The organism is Streptomyces sp. NBC_00386 (genome assembly GCF_036063235.1).
GTDB lineage: Bacteria > Actinomycetota > Actinomycetes > Streptomycetales > Streptomycetaceae > Streptomyces.
Genome location: NZ_CP107950.1, coordinates 311,524 through 330,965 on the forward strand (window position 1 = coordinate 311,524; position 19,442 = coordinate 330,965).

The 19,442-nt window shown below is 69.1% G+C and carries 18 protein-coding genes and 5 pseudogenes; 15 read left to right on the forward strand and 8 right to left on the reverse strand.

Annotated elements, in window-relative coordinates; genetic code table 11:
* Positions 1-117 precede the first annotated feature (117 nt).
* Genes OG780_RS01185 through OG780_RS01195 form a run of 3 tightly spaced genes read left to right on the forward strand, consistent with a single transcriptional unit; the run spans position 118 to position 1,686 of the window.
* Positions 118-1,056 (forward strand): ADP-ribosylglycohydrolase family protein, encoded by a 939-nt coding sequence (locus OG780_RS01185; protein ID WP_328443731.1) that lies wholly within the window; start codon positions 118-120, stop codon positions 1,054-1,056.
* The gene (locus OG780_RS01190; protein ID WP_328443733.1) at positions 968-1,432 is read left to right on the forward strand and encodes an ATP-dependent DNA ligase; all 465 of its coding nucleotides are present in this window, start codon (positions 968-970) and stop codon (positions 1,430-1,432) included. The genes OG780_RS01185 and OG780_RS01190 overlap by 89 nt, the downstream gene beginning before the upstream one ends.
* Entirely contained in the window at positions 1,390-1,686 is a 297-nt protein-coding gene (locus OG780_RS01195) for a hypothetical protein (RefSeq protein ID WP_328443735.1), read from the forward strand. Before OG780_RS01190 ends, OG780_RS01195 begins: the two co-directional genes overlap by 43 nt.
* Positions 1,687-1,932: 246 nt before the next feature.
* On the opposite strand, the pseudogene OG780_RS01200 reads toward OG780_RS01195, so the two are convergent.
* Positions 1,933-2,067: pseudogene (locus OG780_RS01200) on the reverse strand (NADAR family protein); the annotation flags it as partial.
* A gap of 165 nt (positions 2,068-2,232) precedes the next feature.
* On the opposite strand from OG780_RS01200, the gene OG780_RS01205 reads away from it, so the two are divergent.
* From OG780_RS01205 to OG780_RS01215, 3 genes are all read left to right on the forward strand, one after another.
* Positions 2,233-2,454: a hypothetical protein gene (locus OG780_RS01205; RefSeq protein WP_328443737.1), complete on the forward strand. Its 222-nt coding sequence runs from the start codon at positions 2,233-2,235 to the stop codon at positions 2,452-2,454.
* Between the two features lie 85 nt (positions 2,455-2,539).
* On the forward strand, positions 2,540-2,908 hold the full coding sequence (locus OG780_RS01210) for a VOC family protein (RefSeq protein ID WP_328443739.1): 369 nt from the start codon (positions 2,540-2,542) through the stop codon (positions 2,906-2,908).
* Between the two features lie 159 nt (positions 2,909-3,067).
* A complete protein-coding gene (locus tag OG780_RS01215; RefSeq protein WP_328443741.1) occupies positions 3,068-3,874 on the forward strand; it encodes a transposase family protein in 807 nt (268 codons plus the stop codon).
* Positions 3,875-4,343: 469 nt separating this feature from the next.
* Here the strand turns inward: OG780_RS01215 and OG780_RS01220 are convergent, their stop codons facing one another.
* Together OG780_RS01220 and OG780_RS01225 are read right to left on the reverse strand one after the other, a co-directional pair.
* Positions 4,344-4,565 carry a helix-turn-helix domain-containing protein gene (locus OG780_RS01220; protein ID WP_328443743.1) on the reverse strand — a complete coding sequence of 74 codons (222 nt, stop codon included), beginning with the start codon at positions 4,563-4,565 and terminating at the stop codon, positions 4,344-4,346.
* Positions 4,565-5,056, reverse strand: coding sequence for a DUF2975 domain-containing protein (locus OG780_RS01225; RefSeq protein ID WP_328443745.1), 492 nt, complete (start codon positions 5,054-5,056; stop codon positions 4,565-4,567). The genes OG780_RS01220 and OG780_RS01225 overlap by 1 nt, the downstream gene beginning before the upstream one ends.
* A gap of 169 nt (positions 5,057-5,225) precedes the next feature.
* Between OG780_RS01225 and OG780_RS01230 the strand changes: the two are divergent.
* Positions 5,226-5,409: pseudogene (locus OG780_RS01230) on the forward strand (hypothetical protein); the annotation flags it as partial.
* 252 nt (positions 5,410-5,661) lie between these two features.
* Here OG780_RS01230 and OG780_RS01240 read toward each other — a convergent pair.
* The gene (locus OG780_RS01240; protein ID WP_328443747.1) at positions 5,662-5,925 is read right to left on the reverse strand and encodes a hypothetical protein; all 264 of its coding nucleotides are present in this window, start codon (positions 5,923-5,925) and stop codon (positions 5,662-5,664) included.
* Between the two features lie 1,185 nt (positions 5,926-7,110).
* Here OG780_RS01240 and OG780_RS01245 point away from each other — a divergent pair.
* Positions 7,111-8,463 (forward strand): MFS transporter, encoded by a 1,353-nt coding sequence (locus OG780_RS01245; protein ID WP_328443748.1) that lies wholly within the window; start codon positions 7,111-7,113, stop codon positions 8,461-8,463.
* Positions 8,464-8,590: 127 nt separating this feature from the next.
* Here the strand turns inward: OG780_RS01245 and OG780_RS01250 are convergent, their stop codons facing one another.
* Positions 8,591-9,124, reverse strand: coding sequence for a 2'-5' RNA ligase family protein (locus tag OG780_RS01250; protein ID WP_328443749.1), 534 nt, complete (start codon positions 9,122-9,124; stop codon positions 8,591-8,593).
* A gap of 202 nt (positions 9,125-9,326) precedes the next feature.
* On the opposite strand from OG780_RS01250, the gene OG780_RS01255 reads away from it, so the two are divergent.
* Entirely contained in the window at positions 9,327-9,749 is a 423-nt protein-coding gene (locus OG780_RS01255; RefSeq protein ID WP_443062086.1) for a hypothetical protein, read from the forward strand.
* On the opposite strand, the pseudogene OG780_RS01260 reads toward OG780_RS01255, so the two are convergent.
* Positions 9,733-9,999: pseudogene (locus OG780_RS01260) on the reverse strand (IS5 family transposase); the annotation flags it as partial. The gene OG780_RS01255 and the pseudogene OG780_RS01260 sit on opposite strands and share 17 nt — an antisense overlap.
* Before the next feature lie 284 nt (positions 10,000-10,283).
* Here OG780_RS01260 and OG780_RS01265 point away from each other — a divergent pair.
* Entirely contained in the window at positions 10,284-10,925 is a 642-nt protein-coding gene (locus OG780_RS01265) for a uridine kinase family protein (protein ID WP_328443752.1), read from the forward strand.
* Between the two features lie 89 nt (positions 10,926-11,014).
* On the opposite strand, the gene OG780_RS01270 is transcribed toward OG780_RS01265, so the two are convergent.
* Both OG780_RS01270 and OG780_RS01275 read right to left on the reverse strand, forming a co-directional pair.
* Entirely contained in the window at positions 11,015-11,149 is a 135-nt protein-coding gene (locus OG780_RS01270) for a hypothetical protein (protein ID WP_328443754.1), read from the reverse strand.
* A 488-nt stretch (positions 11,150-11,637) separates the two neighbouring features.
* The gene (locus OG780_RS01275; protein ID WP_328443756.1) at positions 11,638-12,777 is read right to left on the reverse strand and encodes a PucR family transcriptional regulator; all 1,140 of its coding nucleotides are present in this window, start codon (positions 12,775-12,777) and stop codon (positions 11,638-11,640) included.
* Positions 12,778-12,863: 86 nt separating this feature from the next.
* Between OG780_RS01275 and OG780_RS01280 the strand changes: the two genes are divergently transcribed.
* The 5 genes and pseudogenes from OG780_RS01280 to OG780_RS01300 all read left to right on the forward strand — a co-directional run bounded on the left by OG780_RS01280 (position 12,864) and on the right by OG780_RS01300 (position 19,321).
* Positions 12,864-13,919, forward strand: coding sequence for a ferredoxin reductase (locus OG780_RS01280; RefSeq protein WP_328443758.1), 1,056 nt, complete (start codon positions 12,864-12,866; stop codon positions 13,917-13,919).
* 7 nt (positions 13,920-13,926) lie between these two features.
* On the forward strand, positions 13,927-15,045 hold the full coding sequence (locus OG780_RS01285) for a fatty acid desaturase family protein (RefSeq protein WP_328443760.1): 1,119 nt from the start codon (positions 13,927-13,929) through the stop codon (positions 15,043-15,045).
* A 428-nt stretch (positions 15,046-15,473) separates the two neighbouring features.
* Positions 15,474-16,513, forward strand: a pseudogene (locus OG780_RS01290) (hypothetical protein).
* 163 nt (positions 16,514-16,676) lie between these two features.
* A pseudogene (locus OG780_RS01295) lies at positions 16,677-17,460 on the forward strand (IS701 family transposase); the annotation flags it as partial.
* 307 nt (positions 17,461-17,767) lie between these two features.
* Positions 17,768-19,321 carry an alpha/beta hydrolase gene (locus OG780_RS01300; RefSeq protein WP_328443762.1) on the forward strand — a complete coding sequence of 518 codons (1,554 nt, stop codon included), beginning with the start codon at positions 17,768-17,770 and terminating at the stop codon, positions 19,319-19,321.
* Positions 19,322-19,442 lie beyond the last annotated feature (121 nt).

Below are 19,442 nucleotides of genomic sequence, written 5' to 3' on the forward strand. Positions count from 1 at the left end.
TGGGCGGGGTGTCTCAGGCAGCGCACCTCCGTAGACGAGACGCGTTCGCCGCCGATGATTCGGGGAGCCGAAGAAGGAACAGGGCGGCCGTCGGCGCGGCACAGATAACCTGCGCGAATGAAGCGGATTCAGCGGGCCGCCGGCGCGGTCGTCGGCTCAGCGGTGGGTGACGCACTGGGCGGCCCCTTCGAGTTCGGTCCCCAGGGAGTATTCTCCGCGCGGTTTCCCGCGCCTGGTGCCGGTGGCGAGATGTGCGGAGGCGGTGGCTGGGACCCTGGCGAGGCCACTGACGACACTCAGATGGCCGTCCTGGTCGCGGAGTCGCTGCTGGAGCGGGGCGGACTGGATCTGCCGGACATCTTCGTCCGCTTCCAGCGGTGGGCAGCATCAGAGCCCAAGGACATCGGCCTGCAGACCGAAGATGTCCTGACCAACGGCATGCCCTGGGACCTCGCCGCCGCAATCCATTTCCAGGTCAACCAACGAGCAGCGGGAAACGGCTCCTTGATGCGGGCATCGACCTCCGCGGTCCACTTCGCAGCCGCAGGACAAGAAGCCACCATGGACGCGGGCCGCCGCATCGCTGCCCTGACCCACGGCGACCGCGCGGCCTGGGAAGGCACCGCGATCTTCCACGAACTCATCCGCCTCACATTCGAGGACACCGACCCCCTCACCGCGCTCCCGGACATCCTTGCTCTCGTCCACCCCGACCACCGCGGCCGCTATGCCACAGTCCTCGCGCCCGACTGGCATCCCGATCAGGCGACCGAGTTCAACGGTGCCGTCTGGCCCTGCCTGGGCTCCGCCGTCTGGGCCCTGCGCACCACCACCGGCTTCGAAGACGCGATACGCGCGGCGATCGACCTCGGCGGTGACACGGACACCGTCGCCGCGGTGACCGGAAGCCTCGCGGGGGCGTACTACGGGCTGGACGCCATCCCCGCCCACTGGACCCAGCCGCTCCATGTTCCCCTCCCAGGCTTCAACGGACGCGTGCTGCACCTGCCAGAGCTGCTCCACCTTGCACACCGCCTCAGCGACGGCCGTCCATGAAACAGGTGTGCAAGCTCGTATAAACAGTGAGCTGGTCGTATGGGACGCCGCGGGCCGCCTCGCGTTCGAGCGGCTACAGAACCGGCTTGCCCGGCGTGGTGCCGGGGCGGCCCGGGCGGCGGAGGAGTGGCCGGCCCACTTCGTCGCGTTCGATCTGCTCAGGCTGTCCGGGACGGACACCAACTCTTGGCCGTATCAGCGGCGCAGGGCCGCGCTGGAGTCCGTGTTCGCCGCACACCGACTGTCGGCGTCGTGGGCGCTGTGTCCGTCGACCACCGAGGCCGACATCGTGCGCGAGTGGCTGACGTGGGCGTCGGTCGGGATGGAAGGGGGGTGGTCTTCAAGAGGCTGGACGATGCCTACCAGCCCTCGGTGAGGGGCTGGCAGAAATACAAGGTCCGCGAGACGAGCGAGGCGATCGTCAGCGCGATCACCGGCTCTCTGGCCGCTCCCCGCACGCTACTGCTCGGCAGATACGACACCGAAGGCCGCCTTCAGTACGTCGGCCGCACCACCACCCTCGCCCAGGCAGCAGGTGCGGCGTTAGCCGGTCTGCTCGCTGCGGAGTGGTGCGGGCATCCGTGGACAGGCTGGTCGTTCTCCGCCGGGTGGGCAGCCGGAAGACGCTGAACGTCACGCTGGTGGAGCCCTAGCTGGTGGTGGAAGTCGGTGTCGACGTCGCTCGCGACGCCTCCGGCCGAAGCAACGGACGGCCCGACAGCAGACGAAAACACAAAGGCCGATGCTCCCTGCGAACGCAACAGGGAGCACCGGCCTTTGGGGCGAGCATCCGTTCATCGGATCAGGGTGCCCACGTCGTGGGTGTCCTTGGACAGCGAAGTTTGACCGCCTTGTGGGGTCACACGCCGGGTCCGGTCACAACCTGGAGATCCCAGCTCGCCGCGCGTGCAGTTCGGAGCGGACAAGTTCGAGGAGAGGGCCGGTCCAGTTGCGGCCTCGGCCGGCGTTGTCACCCCAGAAGACGGAGTCCATGTCGTCGTAGATCACGGTTGTCGTCGTCTGTCGCACCGCCAGTGTTGGCTGCGCGCTGCATAACTGCCTCATACGGGCCCTCTTGCTAGAGCGCGCGGCCCGCTGCGCCGCCCAGCGGTGAACGTGGGGGCCTACTGTGTGAGGGGCACTGTCCTCCATCCGACCGCCAAGGAGCACCATGCTGTGAAGGTCGAAATCCAGCCGGACATACGCGATATAGCCGCCCGGCTCGGGGCAGGCGTTCCCTACGCGCTGAAGGTTCTGGCTGGCCAGCTGGCCGACGACCCGGACATGGGGCAGCCCTCGAATCTGCCCGGCATCCTGACCGTGACGGTCGACGGCGACATGTTCGAGGGCTGTTCTCGGGGTGCTCACGCTGGTCGGGGGCGGCAGTCTGGGGCGTAGATCGTCTGGCAGGTCGGCTTTGCCGATGAGTTCATCGTCCGCGAACGGTCTACCCAGCGACACGACCGTTCTCGATAGGAGTGCCATGTCCACCATCCAGCCAGTGATCCTGACTGCCGACCAGGACGTCCTGCTCGGCTTCTATACGAAGTTGTTCGGCGCCGAGGAGATCTTCCGGGTACCGGAGGAAGGACCGGTCTTCTACCGCGGCTTGCGCATCGGCGACACCGACCTCGGGCTGGTGGCCAAGACGGATCTGGGGACCAGGGTGGCGCCGCGGATGCTGCTCAGCATCGGTGTCGACGACGTCGTCGAGACGCTCGGCCGCGTGGAGGCTCTGGGCGGCTCGGTCCTCAGCGGCCCCAACGACATGCCGTGGGGACAGCGCGTCGCCCACATTCAGGACCCCGACGGCAACCCGGTGAACCTGACCCAGCCGATCCCGGCCCAGTGACGCTGTTCCAGGTGCTTGTGCTGATCGTGGGCTGCCTGCGCTAGAGATCATTTGCCGGTAGTGGCCTCGATGCCAGGCGAACAGCGCTGCACGGTGCCCCCGGCGGCCGTTGGATTTGTGTGACGAAAACCAGAAAGCACGCCGAGGACACCTGCCTGCTTGTCTACCAATGCCCTTCCTCTGTCCACGCGTACCGCCAACCACCTCGCCGATCTCCTGCGACGTCACCTGAAGGTGATCCGGTCCAGGTGGCGGATTCTGCCGCCCGGGAAGATCGCGGTAATCGTCCTGGCCGCGCTGCGCCACGACCAGCGCCTGGCCGACACGGCCGACACGGCCGACGGTAACAACGTGTCCGAGTCCACCGTCCGCCGCTGGCGCGACGAGCTGATCACCCTCCTGGCCGCGCAGGCGCCGCGACTGGACCGCGCCCTGAAGAAGGTCGCCAGGCAAGGCGGAGAGGTAGTCCTGATCGACGGCACTCTCATCGCCACCCAGCGCCGAACCGGAAAGGCCGACCGGCGCAACCACTCCGGCAAGCACCACCATCACGGCCTGCACTTCCTCGCCCTGACCGACGAGAGGGGCCGCCTGATCTGGATATCCGCCGCCCGGCCCGGCCGCACCCACGACAACACCGCCGCCCGCCAGGACCACCTCCTGGCCCACCTGCGCGCCGCCGGCCTCGAGCCTCGAGCCTTGGCGGACCTCGGCTTTCGCGACCTGGACAACGACGTACTCGACCCCGTGGTCGTCACCGACTTCCACGCCAGCCGCACCCACAAGCTCACCCCCGGCCAGAAGACCGCCAACCGCGTCCTCGCCGTCGGCCGCGCACCGGTTGAACACGGCTTCGCCCACCTCAAGAACTGGCGGATCCTGACCAAGCTGCGCACCGATCCCCCTCGCGCCACCCACCTCCTGCGCGCCCTGCTCGTTCTGACGAACCTCGAAATCAACCGCTGACAGACGATCTACTCCTCAGACAGCCGCCCGCAACCAGCACGAGGACTCCGAGAACCGGTCACGCCAGCACTTTGACCTGCGAATTCAGGTTGGCGGAGGCTCACTGTCCTGGGCCGCCTCGTGCCCGGTCTCGTCCGCGACGTCGTGTCCCCGGTCCGCTCCTGCGTCATCGGACCCCCTCGCCTTCCGGTCGGGAACAGACGAAAGCCGTCCCACCGGATCACACGCCGCACAACTGGCCATGGTTGCGGTCGACCACCCGGCCGTGACCGTGTCACGGATGGTCGATGTCCCAGGATGACTTGGGAGCGTGGTCCCGCTGCGTGACAGAACAGGGATTCCCGCGCTGTCGAGACTCCGTCGCGGCCGTCACGGGCAGGCGCCGCCACCACCGGCATGGGTGTCACAGGGGGCGGCAGTCTCTGCGGTTCAGAACACGGCGGGGGTGGTGACGCGTCGGCCGGCGCGTTCATTCGCCCGTGGTGTCCTCGGCCTCCCAGCGCAGCAGGTCGCCTGGCTGGCACCTGAGTACCTCGCAGAGTGCGGCGAGCGTCGTGAAGCGCACCGCTTTGGCGCGGCCGTTCTTGAGTACCGCCAGGTTGGCGGGCGTGATCCCTACGCGGTCCGCGAGTTCGCCCACGGACATCTTCCGCCTGGCCAGCATCACGTCGATGTCGACGGCGATCGGCATCAGATCACCTCGTCCAAGTCGGCCTGCAACTGTGCCGCTTCGACGTCGCGGGCGACGGCCTGAGCGAGGAGCATCCGCAGTACGAGCACGATGAGCGCGACTCCCAGGATGGCCAGGCCGATCCCGCCCATGATGAGGGTGACCCCCGGGTCGTCCCGCTGGCCGGGCGCGTTCAGGGCCGTAACCGCGAACCACACGAGAGCGGCCGCGACGATCGCACCGATGATGACGTCCACGTACCGGAAGGCGGCATGGGAGAACACGGTTCCGCGTCGCACCATCGTGACCAGCCGCCATACACAGACCAGGGCAACCTGGGCCGCCCCGATGCCCAGGACCGTGATCACGCGCAGCGGGGTCAGCGGGAGCGACCCGTCCTCCGGGTCGTTTCCGCTGACCAACGCCCACACCATCATTGTCTGCACGAACGCGCTGCCGGTGAGCACCACCACGAGCACGGCGCGCAGCGCGCGCACTGCCAGGTTTCCCATGACCGATCCTTCCATCGAGCTTCGATGGGAATCTATCGAATATCGATGGGTGGATCAACGGGTCGGGCGTGAGGGTGGGCAGCGGTTTCGCCCCATGGTTCGCCGGTGTCGGTATCGCCCGGTCTCCCGAGCCGCCGTACCGGCGGCCTTTGTCCAGAGAGCGATACAGATGACCAGCCGGCGAGCAACGACGGTCCTGCGGCGCCCTGTCGGCCCCAAGGGATCTGGTTCGCGAGCTGAACTGGCGCGCCTGGCCGCCCCGGCTGCCCGAGCAGCCGATCTTCTACCCGGTTCTCAACGAGGACTACGCGGTCCGGATCGCGCGGGACCGGAACGTGAAGCACGATGGCGCCGTCGTCAGCAAGACACTTGCGATCGCTGACGGCGGCTATCCGGCACCGGACTCATCGTCCGGCACCGCCGCGAGCGCTTTGCAGGCTGAACTCCCGGGCTGGAAAGCGGAACACAACACATGCGCGGCCAGCCCGAAGTGCGGCTGCGACCTGACGGAACCGGCCCCGGCGCGCCTTCGAAGGGCGCGTCGGGGCCGGTTCCGGTTTGGATCGCATCCGCTTCAGGGGCGGATGCCGGTGTCGGTTACGGGGTCAGCGGCGGCACTCCTTGTGGGCGGGGACCCAGACGCGGGTCCAGTGGCCGGGGTGCCAGTGGTGGTGCCGGTCCCGGTAGGCCGGGTGCCACTGCCGTGCCCAGTGGCCCGCCACCTTCACGCAGTGGTGCGGCGCCGTCGACGGCCGGTGGTGGTCCTGCGGGGCGGCCGACGCGGTTCCGACCGTTCCGACGACCGCGCCCGCGGCCAGGGCCACTGTCACCGCGCCCAGGGCCGCGACCCTCTTCAACCCGTTGATCATGTTCAGACCTTTCCGTACGTACCGGAGTTGACGCCCCGGCACCGCCCGGACCGTTCGGCCGGGCATGCACTGATCCTCACTCTCGGACTGAGCCGAATCGGCACAGAACACCGGACTCTTAAGGAATGCAAATTAATTTCTCATTGAGCGTAAATGGTTATATAAGCGCCACAGTGTCACCCGGCCGTCGTTCACAGGGCGTACAGGCGGGCGGTGCCGGGCACGCGCGCTCTCCCTTCGTGCCGGTGACGACGGTATGCCGATGGAGGCCCAGGCTGCCGGACACCGGACAGTGGCGGGGCCGCCGGGCGGTCCCTCGAGCGGAAGCGTCACCCCGTCCCGTAGGCCGCGGCGCGGCGTGTGATGCCCTGCGCCTGGGGAGTGCGAATGGCGCGACGGGGCGGTGCTGTTGTGGCCCGGAGATGGCGACGCCCGCCCAGAGTCCAGGCGGTGTATGTCGTGCTGGCGTTCGGCGCTGTTACGGGCGCGCGGCGAGGTCCTCGCCGGAATGGGTGGAGCTGCCGGGGCGAACGGGGGCGCGGATCGCGGACGGGCGCTGAGACATCGAAGGCTCCTCGACGAGGTGAAGGGTCACTCGGACAGGGGCGATCTCAGCAGGACCGGCCGGGAAACCCCAGAGGCGGGACGGGAGTTGGCGTGCCGGTCTGCAGGGTGGGCCAGATCCGGCTCACGGTGAGCGGGCCGGTCCGCCCCGCGGGCCGACGGGTATGACGGCTGCCCGGTCTTCCCTCAGCCGGAAGACCATGAACCGGCGTGATCCCGGGCCTCTGTCAGTCCCGGCACCCGGAATTCCGGGTGCCGGGACTGACCTGTACAAACGCTTCGATTGAGGGCGCGTGGCGCCGGAACGGGAGTCGGGGCGGTAGCGGGGGCGCTGTTCCTCCCCAGGGACCCCAATGTCTGGCGCCCCGATCCGGGGATGCCAAGGACACGCCATTAAAGATCGATTCACTGCCCTGGTCACTGGGACGCGTCGCTTCCCTACGCCCCATCAACACCGTGCGCCACACGCACGGAACGGGATATGCCACTGTCTCCAAATTATTGTGGCCTTCATCCAATTATGTACAGGATGGGGCCGAGCGTATGGCGTTCGCGGAACCGGTCGATGATGGAGCCTCCGCCTCCCCCGGCCGACCCGGCAGGCACAACAAGGAGCAGTCCTTGGCCCCGCTGCTCGCTGTATGCGCCGGGTATTTCATGGTGATCCTCGACGTCACCGTCATCAGCGTCGCGGCGCCGGCGATCGGCCGGGAGATGTCGGCTTCCGTCACGGGCATCCAGTGGATCACCGACGGATACACCCTGGTGTTCGCCGGCTTTCTGCTGCTGGGCGGCGCAATGGGTGACCGATGGGGAAACCGCCGGATCTTCTGCACGGGCGTGGCCGTGTTCACGCTGTCCTCCGCCGCCTGCGCTCTCGCTCCCAATGCTCCATTCCTTACCACGGCCCGTCTGGTGGAGGGACTGGGTGCGGCGTTGATCGTGCCCGGGTCGCTGGCGCTGCTCCGGCAGGCGTATCACGCTCCGGCGGCTCGTTCGAGAGCCTTCGGCCTGTGGGGATCCATGGCCGGCATCGCGGCCTCGGCCGGGCCGCTGCTGGGCGGACTACTCGTCTCCACAGTGGGCTGGCGATGGGTGTTCCTGATCAATCTGCCGGTCGGCATCGTCTGCCTGGTGCTGACGCTGCGCCACGTGGAGAATTCCCCCCAGCTGGTCTCCCGCGCCATCGACTGGCCCGCGCAGTGTGCGGTGGTGACCGCCGTGGCCTTCCTGACGGCCGCACTCAACGAGGCCGGACGACGCGGCTGGACCGCACCGGCCGTCCTCGCCGCGGCAAGCCTGTCCGTCCTGGCAGCCGCCGCCTTCGTCGTTCGCGAACGGCTCGCGCGATCTCCCGCCGTCCCGCTGGACCTGCTGTGTTCCCGCACACTGGGCGGCGGCACCGCCATCGGCCTGCTGTTCAACTTCGGCTTCTACGCCATGGTGTTCACCGCCAGCCTGTACTTCCAGCACCAGCGCGGCTTCAGCGCGCTCGAAACCGGGGTGGCGCTGCTCCCCGCGGTTGCCATGACTATGTTCGCCTCCGTCGTGTCGGCCCGACTCGCTCGCCGCACCGGAGACCGGCCCCTGGTGATCACCGGGATGCTCCTGGCTTCCGCGGGCCTGGCGAGCTGGACCGCAGCAGGAGCCGAACCCGCCTACCCCCTGCTCATCCTCCCCATGATGGCAGCGGGATTCGGCACCTCCTTCGCACTCACCGGCACAACCTCCACCGTCATGGGCGCCGCACCACCGGCCTACTCAGGGACGGCTTCCGCCCTCTTCAACACCGCCCGCCAGGTGGGCAGCGCCACAGGTGTCGCCCTCGGCGGCACCCTCCTCGCCACCGCCACCACCTACGGCCAGGGAATCCGCGTCAGCATGGCCATCGGCGCACTCGCCTACCTGACCGCCGCCGGCCTCGCATGGCGATGCGTACCCCCGAAATCCGAACACAACGTTCCCGGCCCGTAGATCGGCCTGCTCAATGGTCACCCCGCCCTGCCCGCGCGAACACACGCCTCCCGCCCGGTCATCCACCGACAACGTCGACTCGGGCCACCCCATCGGCGTACACCGATCATCGAGGGGTACAGCCGCCTCAGGAACGGGACTCCAACACCTCCACAGCACCCGTCTCGGTGTCGTAACTGCGCAGAGTGGTGAGCCGGACCGACAGCGGCGGCGCCGGCAGCAGAGCGGGGATCCGCCGGTCGGCGAACACGCCCGCCCGCCGGGAACGGCCGAGGGTGATGTGCGGGCTCCAGTGCGTGGGGTCGTGGAGGGGGTTGAGGGTCTCGGGTGGGCTGTCCGAGGTCACCGCGTCCCACACCCGGCCGTGCAAGCCGGCCAAGGCGGAATCGAGATCAAGGGCCCAGGCCAGCACCGAGGTGGGCCGCTCGAAACGGACCACACCGGAAACCCGCACTTGCAGGGGCAGCGAGGCGGCCGCCTCGCCAAGCTCCCAGCGGATCGGAGCGGTCAGCTCGGGGCAGGAAGCCAGCGTGAGGTGCGGACTGTTGGTCGGTGAGCGATGGCGCACCTGACTGGGCAGACCCGCATCCGCGAGCCGCCGCCAAACCGCCCGGACCGCGAGATCTGCCGCCTCGTCCAACAAGACCTCAACCGTGCGCACCGAAGCAGCTTAGCGGCGCAACCTGCGGTCTCCGCGGTCCACTGACCGGCGGCCGATCAGGAGCGCAGCGCGGTCGCACCGCCAGAGGCGGGAAGTCGACCACAGTGCGGAGGAACGGGCTCCCGACAAGGTGTTCGCTGCTCGTGAGCACCGTACCGGGCGACGGACGAACCGGCAGTCGGTCGGCGACCAGGGGCTGTTGGTGAACGAGATCGCCACCGATGTCCTGCTGTGGCCGTCCAGCCATCTGGCTCGCGTGGTCTTCGTCGACGCCAGCGTTCCGGCCGATGGCGAACCGTTCATCTCCACCTGGCCGGACGGCGGGACGATGATGAGGGCATCGATCGCCGAGAACGGAGGATTCTGGCCGGTCGCGCCCGCAGCCCACTACAAGGGCCACGGTCTCACCGATGAGCAGATCACACGGATCGTGGTCGGCTCGACGCCGCACCCGGGCGCCGCGCTGACCGAACCCGCCGCGCCGGAACGGCCACTGGCCGATGCTCTCTCAGCCACGCGAACTGGCCCAGATCCTCATGGACACAGTCGCGAAGTGACCGCAGCTCCATGGTTGCGGACTCCTTGCCGACGTGCCTCACGTGCGCTGGTCACAGCCACTCGTTGACGGCTGCGACGAGGACGGTCGCCTCGTAGCGGACCGCGAGCTTGTCGTACCGCGTGGCCACGGCCCGGTGCCTCTTGAGGCGATTGATGCCGCACTCGACTGCGTGTCGCTCGCGGTAGTCCACCGGGTCGAATTTCGACAGTCGGCCAGCGGACGAGCCGCGTTTCTTGCGGTTGCGCGCCTGATCGGCCTTGTCCGGGATGGTGAAGCGGATGCCCCGCCGCTGTAGGCAGGCATGGTTTGCAGCGGACAGGGCGGTCGCGAGGACGGCGGCGACGGCGGCCGCCATGGTGAGCAGACGTCGAGTCGGATGCATGACTACTCGTTCCCGCGCGTCGACGTCACACCACGCTGAAGGTCCGCGGCATCGCCGAGACCGGTGCGCAGGTCGACCGAAGGTCGCGGCCCCGGGCCTCCGCCGAACCGGGCCTCGTTTCCCTGCTTGCCATGGGCGATCACACCGCCGTACATTCCCTGCACCCGGCTTGTCCAGCCGCTTCGTCTATCCCCTTTGAGCACATGAGGAGCGCCCGTATGACGGGTGTACTGGCGGTCGCAGGCGGCACCGCATCCGGCAAGTCCACCCTTGCCGAAGCCCTGTCGCTGCAGTGTCCCGAGAGCGTGGCGCTGGTCCATCTGGACGACTACTACGTGCCCGCGCACGACCCCCTGAGGGGTGTGTGGACGGTCAGTGCCGACGGGCATGCCGTCCTCGACTGGAACCATCCGGGGTCGATCGACGAGACAGCGGTGACACACGCCATCGACGCGGCGCTGCTGCGCCCCGGCGTGCTGCTGGTGGTGGTCGAGGGCCTGTTCGCGCTGTCACTGCCGTCCGTGGTCCGGCGGGCGGCGTGGCGGGTGTACGTCGACACCCCCGACGACATACGCCTGGCCCGCAAGATCCTTCGGAAGATCGAGGTGCAGCGGCAGGACCCCCGACTGTCCCTGAGCAACTATCTGCAGACCGGCAGGGACCGCCACGCAGCCCACGTCGCGCCCTCCCGGGCAGCGGCCGATCTGGTCGTGGACGGGACCGCGAGCGAGGCGGAGATGCTGGCGGCCGTCATGCCGCTGATCGGGCCGACCCTCGCGCCGCCGCCCGCGGCGCCCTCGCGGGCACGGGGGGTGTGCGGTGTGACCCGTGCCCCCGGGGTCCCGGTGTTCGCGCTGTGACGTGCCCCGGGGCCCCGGCCCCGGCGAGGGACGCCGCGTGATCACGCTTCCGGCAACACAGCCCAAGCCCCGGCGGGCTCTCAGGTGGATCACGACCGATCCAGTTCACCTGCAGCCAGGCGAACTGCAGGGGCGACATAGGGCGGGATCAGGGGAAGACCCGCATCCAGGCTCTCGTCCGCTTCGCCCGGCACCGCATGGGGGTGCTCTTCGGAACGCTCCACGACGGCACCTTCTACGAACCACGCACCACCGGAACAGCCACCGCAGACCACTCAGCCTTGATGAAGGACATAGAGGCACCCCCCGCCCCTGGTGACCCGGCCTGGCCTCCCCGCCGGTCACCCAGTTGCAGCCCGCCGCGCGCCCGTGGGTCAGCTCGTGCCAGGACAGCGCCCTCCACGACGACATGAAAGCTGTTTTCCAGGGCATGGAGTCCCAGATCGCCGACCAGATGCTCGATGAGCGCGTCGACGAGCGGGCCGGTGCGCATCGTCCGCCGGATCCAGTCAAGCCGTATCCGCCACCGCGCTTCTCAGAGACAGCGCCCCCGACGGGCTTCCCGAGGCCTTGTCTGGTCTTCACATCAACCCCGGTCTCAGCTGACTCATGCCGCTCTTCCCCGGGCCGCACGAGCCACCTGACGGCACCGAGAACGAGGCACGATTCCTGGACCGCTCGCGGACGCGGTCGTGGACGGTCGAAGTACGCGTCAACTGACCCGAAGACCGACCGCCAGCGTCAGTTCGAGGACCCGGTGTGGCGATGCGAGATCCGGAAACAGCTCCCGCAACTGCGACATCCGGTACCGGACTGTCTGGGGATGGACGAACAGCGCCGCCGCCACCTCGTCCCGCCTACCCTGGTGCAGCAGCCACTCCCGCAACGTCTCCTCCAGCCGCCGTGCGGTCGCGACAGGCAAGGTCCGCAACGGTGCGAGGGCTCGGGCACGCAGGTCTGCGAACGCGTCCGCGTCGGCGCTCAGCACCAGCTCGGGCAGGTGGTGCTCGGTGTCGCGGATATCAGAGGAGAGGGAGCGCGCGCGTACGGCTCGTGCGTACGAGGCGGACGCACGAATCCATGGCCGGGCCGGGCCGACCACGGCGGTGCGGCCGGTCAGCTGCCGCAGGAGATGTGATCGGTCGGCATCGGGGACGAGCAGCACACCGGTGGCATCCGGCAGATCGTCGAGGACGAGGGTGCTCGGGTCGAGCGCGCGGTAGGCAGGCCGGGCCTGGGCGGCGGGCAGCAGGACCGCGGTCAGCGAAACCGGAGGCTGCCACCCGGCCCGTTGAGCAGAGGCCAGCAGCACGTCCGGGCTCGCGCCGGCAAGGAGGTCGCGGGCCAGGTGTTCCAGGTGGCGCTCGTGGTCCCTGCCCCGGGCGGCCAGTTCGTCGGCATGGCCCGCGGCGCTCGCGGCGGAGAGCTCGTCGATGTAGGCGAAGGTCAGTTCGGCGAACTTGGCGACCTCGGCGGCGGGCAGACCTGCGGGTACGGCACCCGCTGCCAGGCATCGCCAGGCCACGCGGGCGCCGACGCGGTAGGCGCTGAGCAGGGCATCCATCGAACGGCCGTCGCGCACCTCGCCGCGGCCCAGCTCATAGGCCGCGTCACCGGCGTCGCCGCCTGTGGCGTTCCCGCTCGCGCGGTCCAGGTAGTGCCCCAGGGCGGTGCGGACGGCGCGGCGGATGGTGGCGCCCATGTGACCCGAAAGGGCGTTGGCGTAGGGAGGGACCTCGTCGATGATCGCCTGGACGACCTCGTCGGCGGTGCTCTTCAGCGCGGCCCGAAGTGCGGTGACCGTCGTCTCATCCAGGGCCAGTTCGCTGGCCCTCCGGATTGCATGGCTCACGTTTTGTTCCCTACGAACAATTCAGCCGACCAGATTTACGTCCTGCGGTCAGGACTTTACGCCCTGAGGCGCAGCAAGCTGGAGTCATGACGAGTACAGCCCTTCGCAGCAGGGCGTGGAAACTGCTGGAGATGGTCACGACGCCGCTGCTGCCGTCGGACTACCTCGACCTGGTCAGCCCGCTGCGTGCGGGCGCTGACCTGCGCGGGCGCATCGAGGCCGTGCACCCCGAGACGGGTGACGCCGCGACCATCGTGATCAGGCCGGGACGGGGCTGGCGCGGCCACACGGCCGGTCAGTACGTGCGGATCGGGGTCGACGTCGACGGGGTGCGCCTGTGGCGTGCCTACTCCCTCACCTCGCCGACAGACCGCCAGGACGGCCGCGTCACGATCACCGTGAAGGCGATCCCGGACGGAAAGGTCAGCAACCACCTGGTCCGCAGGGCCAAACCGGGCACACTGATCCAGCTCGACCAGCCGACCGGTGACTTCGTGCTGCCGCAGGCCAAGCCCGCCAAGGTGCTCTACCTGACGGCCGGCAGCGGCATCACGCCCGTGATGGGCATGCTGCGCGACACCGAGTTCGACGACGTCGTCATGGTCCACTGCGCGCCACAGCCGCAAGACGTGATCTTCCGCAACGAACTGCACGACCTGGTCGCGGACAAGAAGCTGCGGCTCACCGAGGTGCACACCGACACGGACGGCATGCTCGACATCGCCCGTCTCGACGAACTCGTGCCCGACTGGGCCGAGCGCGAGACCTGGGCCTGCGGGCCCGCGGGCCTGCTCGACGCCGCCGAAAAGCACTGGAGCGAGCACGGCGTCCAAGAGCGCCTGCACACCGAACGCTTCCGCCCCGGCATCGTCGTCGCCGGCGACGGCGGCGAGGTCACGTTCAGCACCACCGGCAAGACCGTCGACGCGGACGGCGCCACGCCGTTGCTGGACATCGGCGAGGAGGCCGGCGTGCTCATGCCCTCCGGGTGCCGCATGGGCATCTGCTTCGGCTGCGTCACGCCGCTCAAGGCGGGCGCCGTCCGAGACCTGCGCACCGGCGAGATCACCGAGGCCGAGCCGGGCGTCCTCATCCAGACCTGCGTGTCCGCCGCGGCGGGCCCCTGCGACATCGAACGGTAGGAGCACCTTGACCGCCATCGACCCCACCGACCACCTGACCGCGGAGCAGATCGAGGAGCTCGGCCGCGAGCTGGACGCGATCCGCGACGAGGTGATCGCCGCCCGCGGCGAGAAAGACGCCACCTACATCCGTAAGGTCATCTCGGCGCAGCGCAAGCTCGAGTTGGCCAGCCGGGGCGTGCTGCTGTTCTCGTTCTTCCCGCCCGCGTGGCTGATCGGCACCGCCGGTCTGTCCGTGGCGAAGATCATGGACAACATGGAGATCGGCCACAACATCCTGCACGGCCAGTGGGACTGGATGCGGGACCCGAAGATCCACTCCACCACCTGGGACTGGGATCACGTCTCGCCGGCCGAGCAGTGGAAGCACTCGCACAACGAGCTGCACCACACGTACACCAACGTGATCGGCAAGGACAACGACCTCGGCTACGGCATCATGCGCGTCGACGAGGACCAGAAGTGGCACCCGTTCCACCTCGGCCAGCCGCTGTGGAACTTCATCAACGCCTGCTTCTTCGAGTACGGCATCGCAGCGTACGACCTGGAGCTCGGCAAGAACCTGCACAAGCGCCGCCGCAAGAGCCCGGAGTTCCGTGCGCGGGCCAAGGCCGTGGGCCGCAAGATCCGCAAGCAGGTGCTCAAGGACTACGTGATCCACCCGCTGCTGTCGGGCCCGTCGTTCCTCACCACGCTCGCCGCCACGTTCACCGCGAACCTGGTCCGCAACATCTGGACCCACTCGGTGATCATGTGCGGGCACTTCCCCGAGGGCGTACAGGTCTTCGAGCGCCGGTCGATCAGGGGCGAGACGCGCGGCCAGTGGTACCTGCGCCAGATGATGGGCTCGGCGAACATCAGCGGCAGCAAGGCCATGCACTTCATGACCGGCAACCTGTCGCACCAGATCGAGCACCACCTGTTCCCGGACCTGCCGAGCAACCGGTACGCCGAGGTCGCGGTGAAGGTGCGCGCGCTGTTCGAGAAGTACGAGCTGGAGTACGTCACCGGCCCGCTGCCCAAGCAGGTGTTCTCCGCGTGGCACAAGGTCTTCCGGCTCTCGCTGCCGAACAAGAAGCCCAAGGTCAAAACGCCGGACCGCGAGCAGGAGCTCGTCGCCGCCTGATCCCGGTATTGGTCCAGATCTCTCGGCCGTACCGGCGGCACCGCCGGTTTCGGTGAGATCCGTTGCGGACGGTGGGCGACCGCGACGTCAGACCGTACGACACGGGATCCGGGGCAGGCCGGGGACTCCACGAAACGGGGTGCAGCTCATCCCGCTTCGATCACCTCGTTGACGTCGAATCCGTCCACCGTCCCGAAGCCGAGGCCTGGGCGCCTTCTCCCCGCCCAGAAACCACTCCCGGCGGTGATCTGCCGACGGATAGGAGGTTGTTGATGAGACACGTGTGGTAGCTCACATAAACGGCGAGCTCGTGATCTGGCATGACGGCCACTTCCTCTGGTCCGCCTGCCGACATAGGGAAGCTGTGTGGTGTCAACTGACGTGGATCAGTACGCCCGTTGTCAGACGCTGCTGGCAGCATCACCGCTGTGAACGCCATCTTTACGACCCCACCGCGGCCGTTCGACGTCACCGCGCTCTTTCCTCAACTGGCGCCACTGGCGCGCACGGCGACCCGGCTGCACCCGCGGCCGGGGCCCCGACCGTGCACGACAGCTCCGTCGGCGGCCCGCTCCTGTGGCCCGCCGACGAGCCGTGGCCGTACTGCGACGAGCCGCACGACAGCCGCGTGGCTCCGGTGGTCCACTCCCCGGACGACATCCGGCTCTTCCGTCACGGCCGCGCCGCAGCGGCCGAGCGGCTGCGCCTCGACCCCGAGGCACCCTGGTGGACTCCCGAGGAACGGGAGACCTGGGAGCTCGCGGGCCGCCCGTGGTTCGACGGTCCGATCCCCCTCCTCCCCGTCGCCCAGCTCTACGCTCGCGACGTCCCCTTCCCGTGCCCGCCCGACGCGGACCTCCTCCAGGTCCTGTGGTGCCCCTTCGACCACGAGATGGCCCACCCCCGGACAGCCCTCTTCTGGCGCTCCTCCGCCACCGTCACCGACGTCCTCGACGCACCGCCCGAGCCGCCCATCGTCCAGCAGGACTGCTACCTCCCGGAGCCGTGCCTGTTCTCACCGGAGCAGGTCACCGATTACCCCAACCCCTCGGAGCTGAGCAAGGAGCTTCTGGACCAGCTGGACGACATGAGCCGCTGGGAGACGATCGACCCCGCGCGGTACAACACATACGCGGACGACCCGGGCGAGCTCTACCTGAACAACCTCTCCACCACCCCCGGTTGGAAGACCGGCGGCTGGACCCGATGGAGCCCCACCGACCCCGTGCCCCGCCCCTGCCCCGAGTGCGGCACCGAGCAGGTCCCGCTCCTCACCATCGCCTCCTCGGAATGGGACGGCGGCAGCGAGACCTGGATCCCCGAGGAGGAACGGACGAACCCCACCCCGCTTCCCCTGGGCACCCCGGCCGGCCACTTCACGGAGATCGGCATCGCCGGCAGCCACAACCTGCAACTCCACGCCTGCCCCGACTCCCCGGACCATCCCCACATCGAACTGGTCCAGTGAGCCCTCGCGGAAGTCCTCCGCGCCGACGCGTACGCCGCGATCGACACCGCGATCGACTCGCCAGTCAGCAACCTTGGCCAACTACCAGATGATCCGAACGACGAGCCCTGGTAGTGCTTCGTCAGGTCTTTTCGTTGACGCTGATCAATAGCATGTCGGGTGTGTGGATGCGCGTGAAGTGAACCGATTACAGGCGGCGTTGGCGATGTTCGTGGCGGATGTCTTCGCCTCGGTGCCGCGTAAGGATCAGCGGGCCAAGGGCGAAGTTATCTGCGGGGTCTGATGCTCGACGGCCGGCGCAAGTCGATCCAGCCGATGGCCGAACGGCTGCCGGACGGGAACATGCAGGCCCTGCAGCAGTTCCTGAACCAGTGCCATGGGACTGGAAGCCGGTTCGCCGGCGGATCGCCGAGCGACTGACCGGAGTTGCCCGGCCCCAGGTGTGGGCGATCGACGACGTGTCGTTCCCCAAGTTCGGCAAGGCGTCGGTCGGGGTGGCCCGCCAGTACTGCGGAACGGTCGGCAAACGGACGAACTGCCAGGTCGCGGCCAGTGTCCATGCCGCCACCGACAACGCCTCGTGCCCGTTGGAGTGGCAGTTGCATCCGCCCCGTGAATGGACGGACGAGCCGGACCTGTGCCGCAGGGCAGGAGTCCCCGACGACGTGGTGCACCGGGAGAAGCGGCGTCTGACGCTCGGCCTCCTGGACACACGCGTCCAGTGGCAGTTGAAGGCGCCGGTCGTGGTCGCCGACGCCGACTACGGCGTCAGCACCCCGTTCCGGCTCGGTCTCGAGGAACGAGGACTGTCCTATGTCCTGGCCCTGAACGGGAAGGAAGTCGCCCACCCGGAGGATGTCGAACCGCACCGGCCCGCTTATGGAGGCCTCGGACCGCCTGCCCTTCCCCGTTACCGCATCCCGCCGCGAGCCGTCTCCGCCCTCGCGGCGGAGGCGCCTGGCTTTGTTCATGAGACGGGTTGCCGCGCCGGGGCCGGTACCTGTCCGCAGGTTGTCGGGCCTGGGCGGCGCCCGCACACCGGTGGTCGAGCCGTGTCCCCGTCCGCCACCGGCTGACCGGCCGTGACGAGCCCGCCTCCCCGGACATCGCACGCCGGGCGTCCGGCCGTGCTGTCGGAGGCGGCTTGTATCCTGCACGCATTCGACGATCGGACGATCACGGATACGGGCATGCGGGCATGCGGGCATGCGGGGCACGGGACGGGCGTCCAGGGGCGGGAGCGCGGGAATTTCGATGAGTGACGCACATCCGATACGAAGCCATAGACCGGGCCTCTCGGTCGGCGCGCGCATCATCGCGGTGGTCGTCCTCGCCGCGATCGGGACCGTCGGCGCCTGGCTTCAGCACGACGCTCCCGGCCGGAATGCGGAGCCGCGTACGGAGTTCACCGCGAACAACCCGCCCGCCGGTCTGCCCACCGCGCTCACCACCGGCCAGCACCTCCACTGGTCCAACTGCACCTCGCCGCCCACCGCGCGCACGGGCTACGACTGCGCCACCATGAAGGCCCCCCTCGACTACCGGAAACCGGACGGCAGGACGATCGACGTCGCCCTGATCCGCCGCAAGGCCACCGGCCCGAACGCCCGGCGCATCGGCTCGCTCGTCCTCAACTTCGGCGGCCCCGGCATGTCCGGCGTGAGCGGACTGCCCGAACGCCTCAACCAGTACGAGCCGCTCCTCGACCGCTACGACCTGGTCTCCTTCGACCCGCGCGGCGTCGGCGCGACCATCCCCGTACGATGCGGGAAGACCGCGGACGACACCGGCTACGACGGGGCCGACGCCTGCGCCGAGCACTCCGGGGCGCTCCTCCCGTACATCGGCACCTCGCACACCGCGCGCGACCTCGACCTGATGCGCTACCTCCTCGGCGACGAGCGGCTGCACTACTTCGGCGTCTCGTACGGAACGGCGCTCGGCGCGGTCTACGCCCACCTGTACCCGTCGCACGTCGGACGGCTCGTCCTCGAAGCGTCCGTCGATCCGACCGAGGACCTCGACGAGGAGCAGGTGTCGCAGGTCAAGGCGGTCCAGGCGGCGTTCGACCGGTTCGCCGCGCACTGCGCGGCCCGTATCCGCCACTGCCCGACCGGCGACGGGCCTGAGGAGGCCGCGCGGCGCATGGCGCGCCTGGCCGACCGCCTGGAGAAGAAGCCCGCCCCGGCCGGCGCCGGAAGGAACCTCGACGCCGACGACCTCGCGTACGCCGTCAGCGACCATCTCGAACTCGGCACGGACGGCTGGACGCCGCTCGCCAAGGCCCTCACCGCGCTGATCGACCACAACGACGGCCGTCCGCTGAGCAAGGGCGCGGACGACATCGGCTCCGCCGACCGCGCGGCGACCCCGCGCGACAACAGCCGCATCGCCCAGACCGCGATCACCTGCGCGGACTCCAGCCTGCGCCCCGGCTTCGAACGCCTAGACCGGGACGAGGCCCGCGTCAAAGCCGCCTCACCCGTCTTCGGCGCGGCCTGGTCCATCGGCGTCTACCTCTGCTACGGCTGGCCGTTCGACGGCGAGCGCGCCACGCTCCAGGTGAACGCCGACGGCGCTGCCCCCGTCCTGGTGGTCGGCGGCACCGGCGACCCGACCACCCCCTACCCCGGCGCCCGCCACATGGCCCGCGCCCTGGGCGACGGCGTCGGCGTCCTCCTGACGGCCGAGGAGGAGGGCCACGGCACATATCCGCAGAACCGCTGCGTCACGGAGACGGTCGACCACTACCTCCGCACGGGCCGCACCCCGGCCCCGGGGACGGTGTGCCGGGGCAGCATGTCCTGAGGCTCGTACGGATCCGCCGGGCGGCCGTCAGCACACCGCACCTCACGATCCCATGCGCGGACCCCGATTCCGCGTGGCAACGGGAGTTGGCCGTGCGCGAAGCCGAGCCACACCGCCCAGC

Bases quoted from the DNA above. Each gene is read 5' to 3' on its own strand.
- OG780_RS01185 (WP_328443731.1), top strand. From the start codon at position 118: ATGAAGCGGATTCAGCGGGCCGCCGGCGCGGTCGTCGGCTCAGCGGTG.
- OG780_RS01190 (WP_328443733.1), top strand. From the start codon at position 968: ATGTTCCCCTCCCAGGCTTCAACGGACGCGTGCTGCACCTGCCAGAGC.
- OG780_RS01210 (WP_328443739.1), top strand. From the start codon at position 2,540: ATGTCCACCATCCAGCCAGTGATCCTGACTGCCGACCAGGACGTCCTG.
- OG780_RS01220 (WP_328443743.1), bottom strand. From the start codon at position 4,565: ATGCCGATCGCCGTCGACATCGACGTGATGCTGGCCAGGCGGAAGATG.
- OG780_RS01225 (WP_328443745.1), bottom strand. From the start codon at position 5,056: ATGGGAAACCTGGCAGTGCGCGCGCTGCGCGCCGTGCTCGTGGTGGTG.
- OG780_RS01240 (WP_328443747.1), bottom strand. From the start codon at position 5,925: ATGATCAACGGGTTGAAGAGGGTCGCGGCCCTGGGCGCGGTGACAGTG.
- OG780_RS01265 (WP_328443752.1), top strand. From the start codon at position 10,284: ATGACGGGTGTACTGGCGGTCGCAGGCGGCACCGCATCCGGCAAGTCC.
- OG780_RS01280 (WP_328443758.1), top strand. From the start codon at position 12,864: ATGACGAGTACAGCCCTTCGCAGCAGGGCGTGGAAACTGCTGGAGATG.
- OG780_RS01300 (WP_328443762.1), top strand. From the start codon at position 17,768: ATGAGTGACGCACATCCGATACGAAGCCATAGACCGGGCCTCTCGGTC.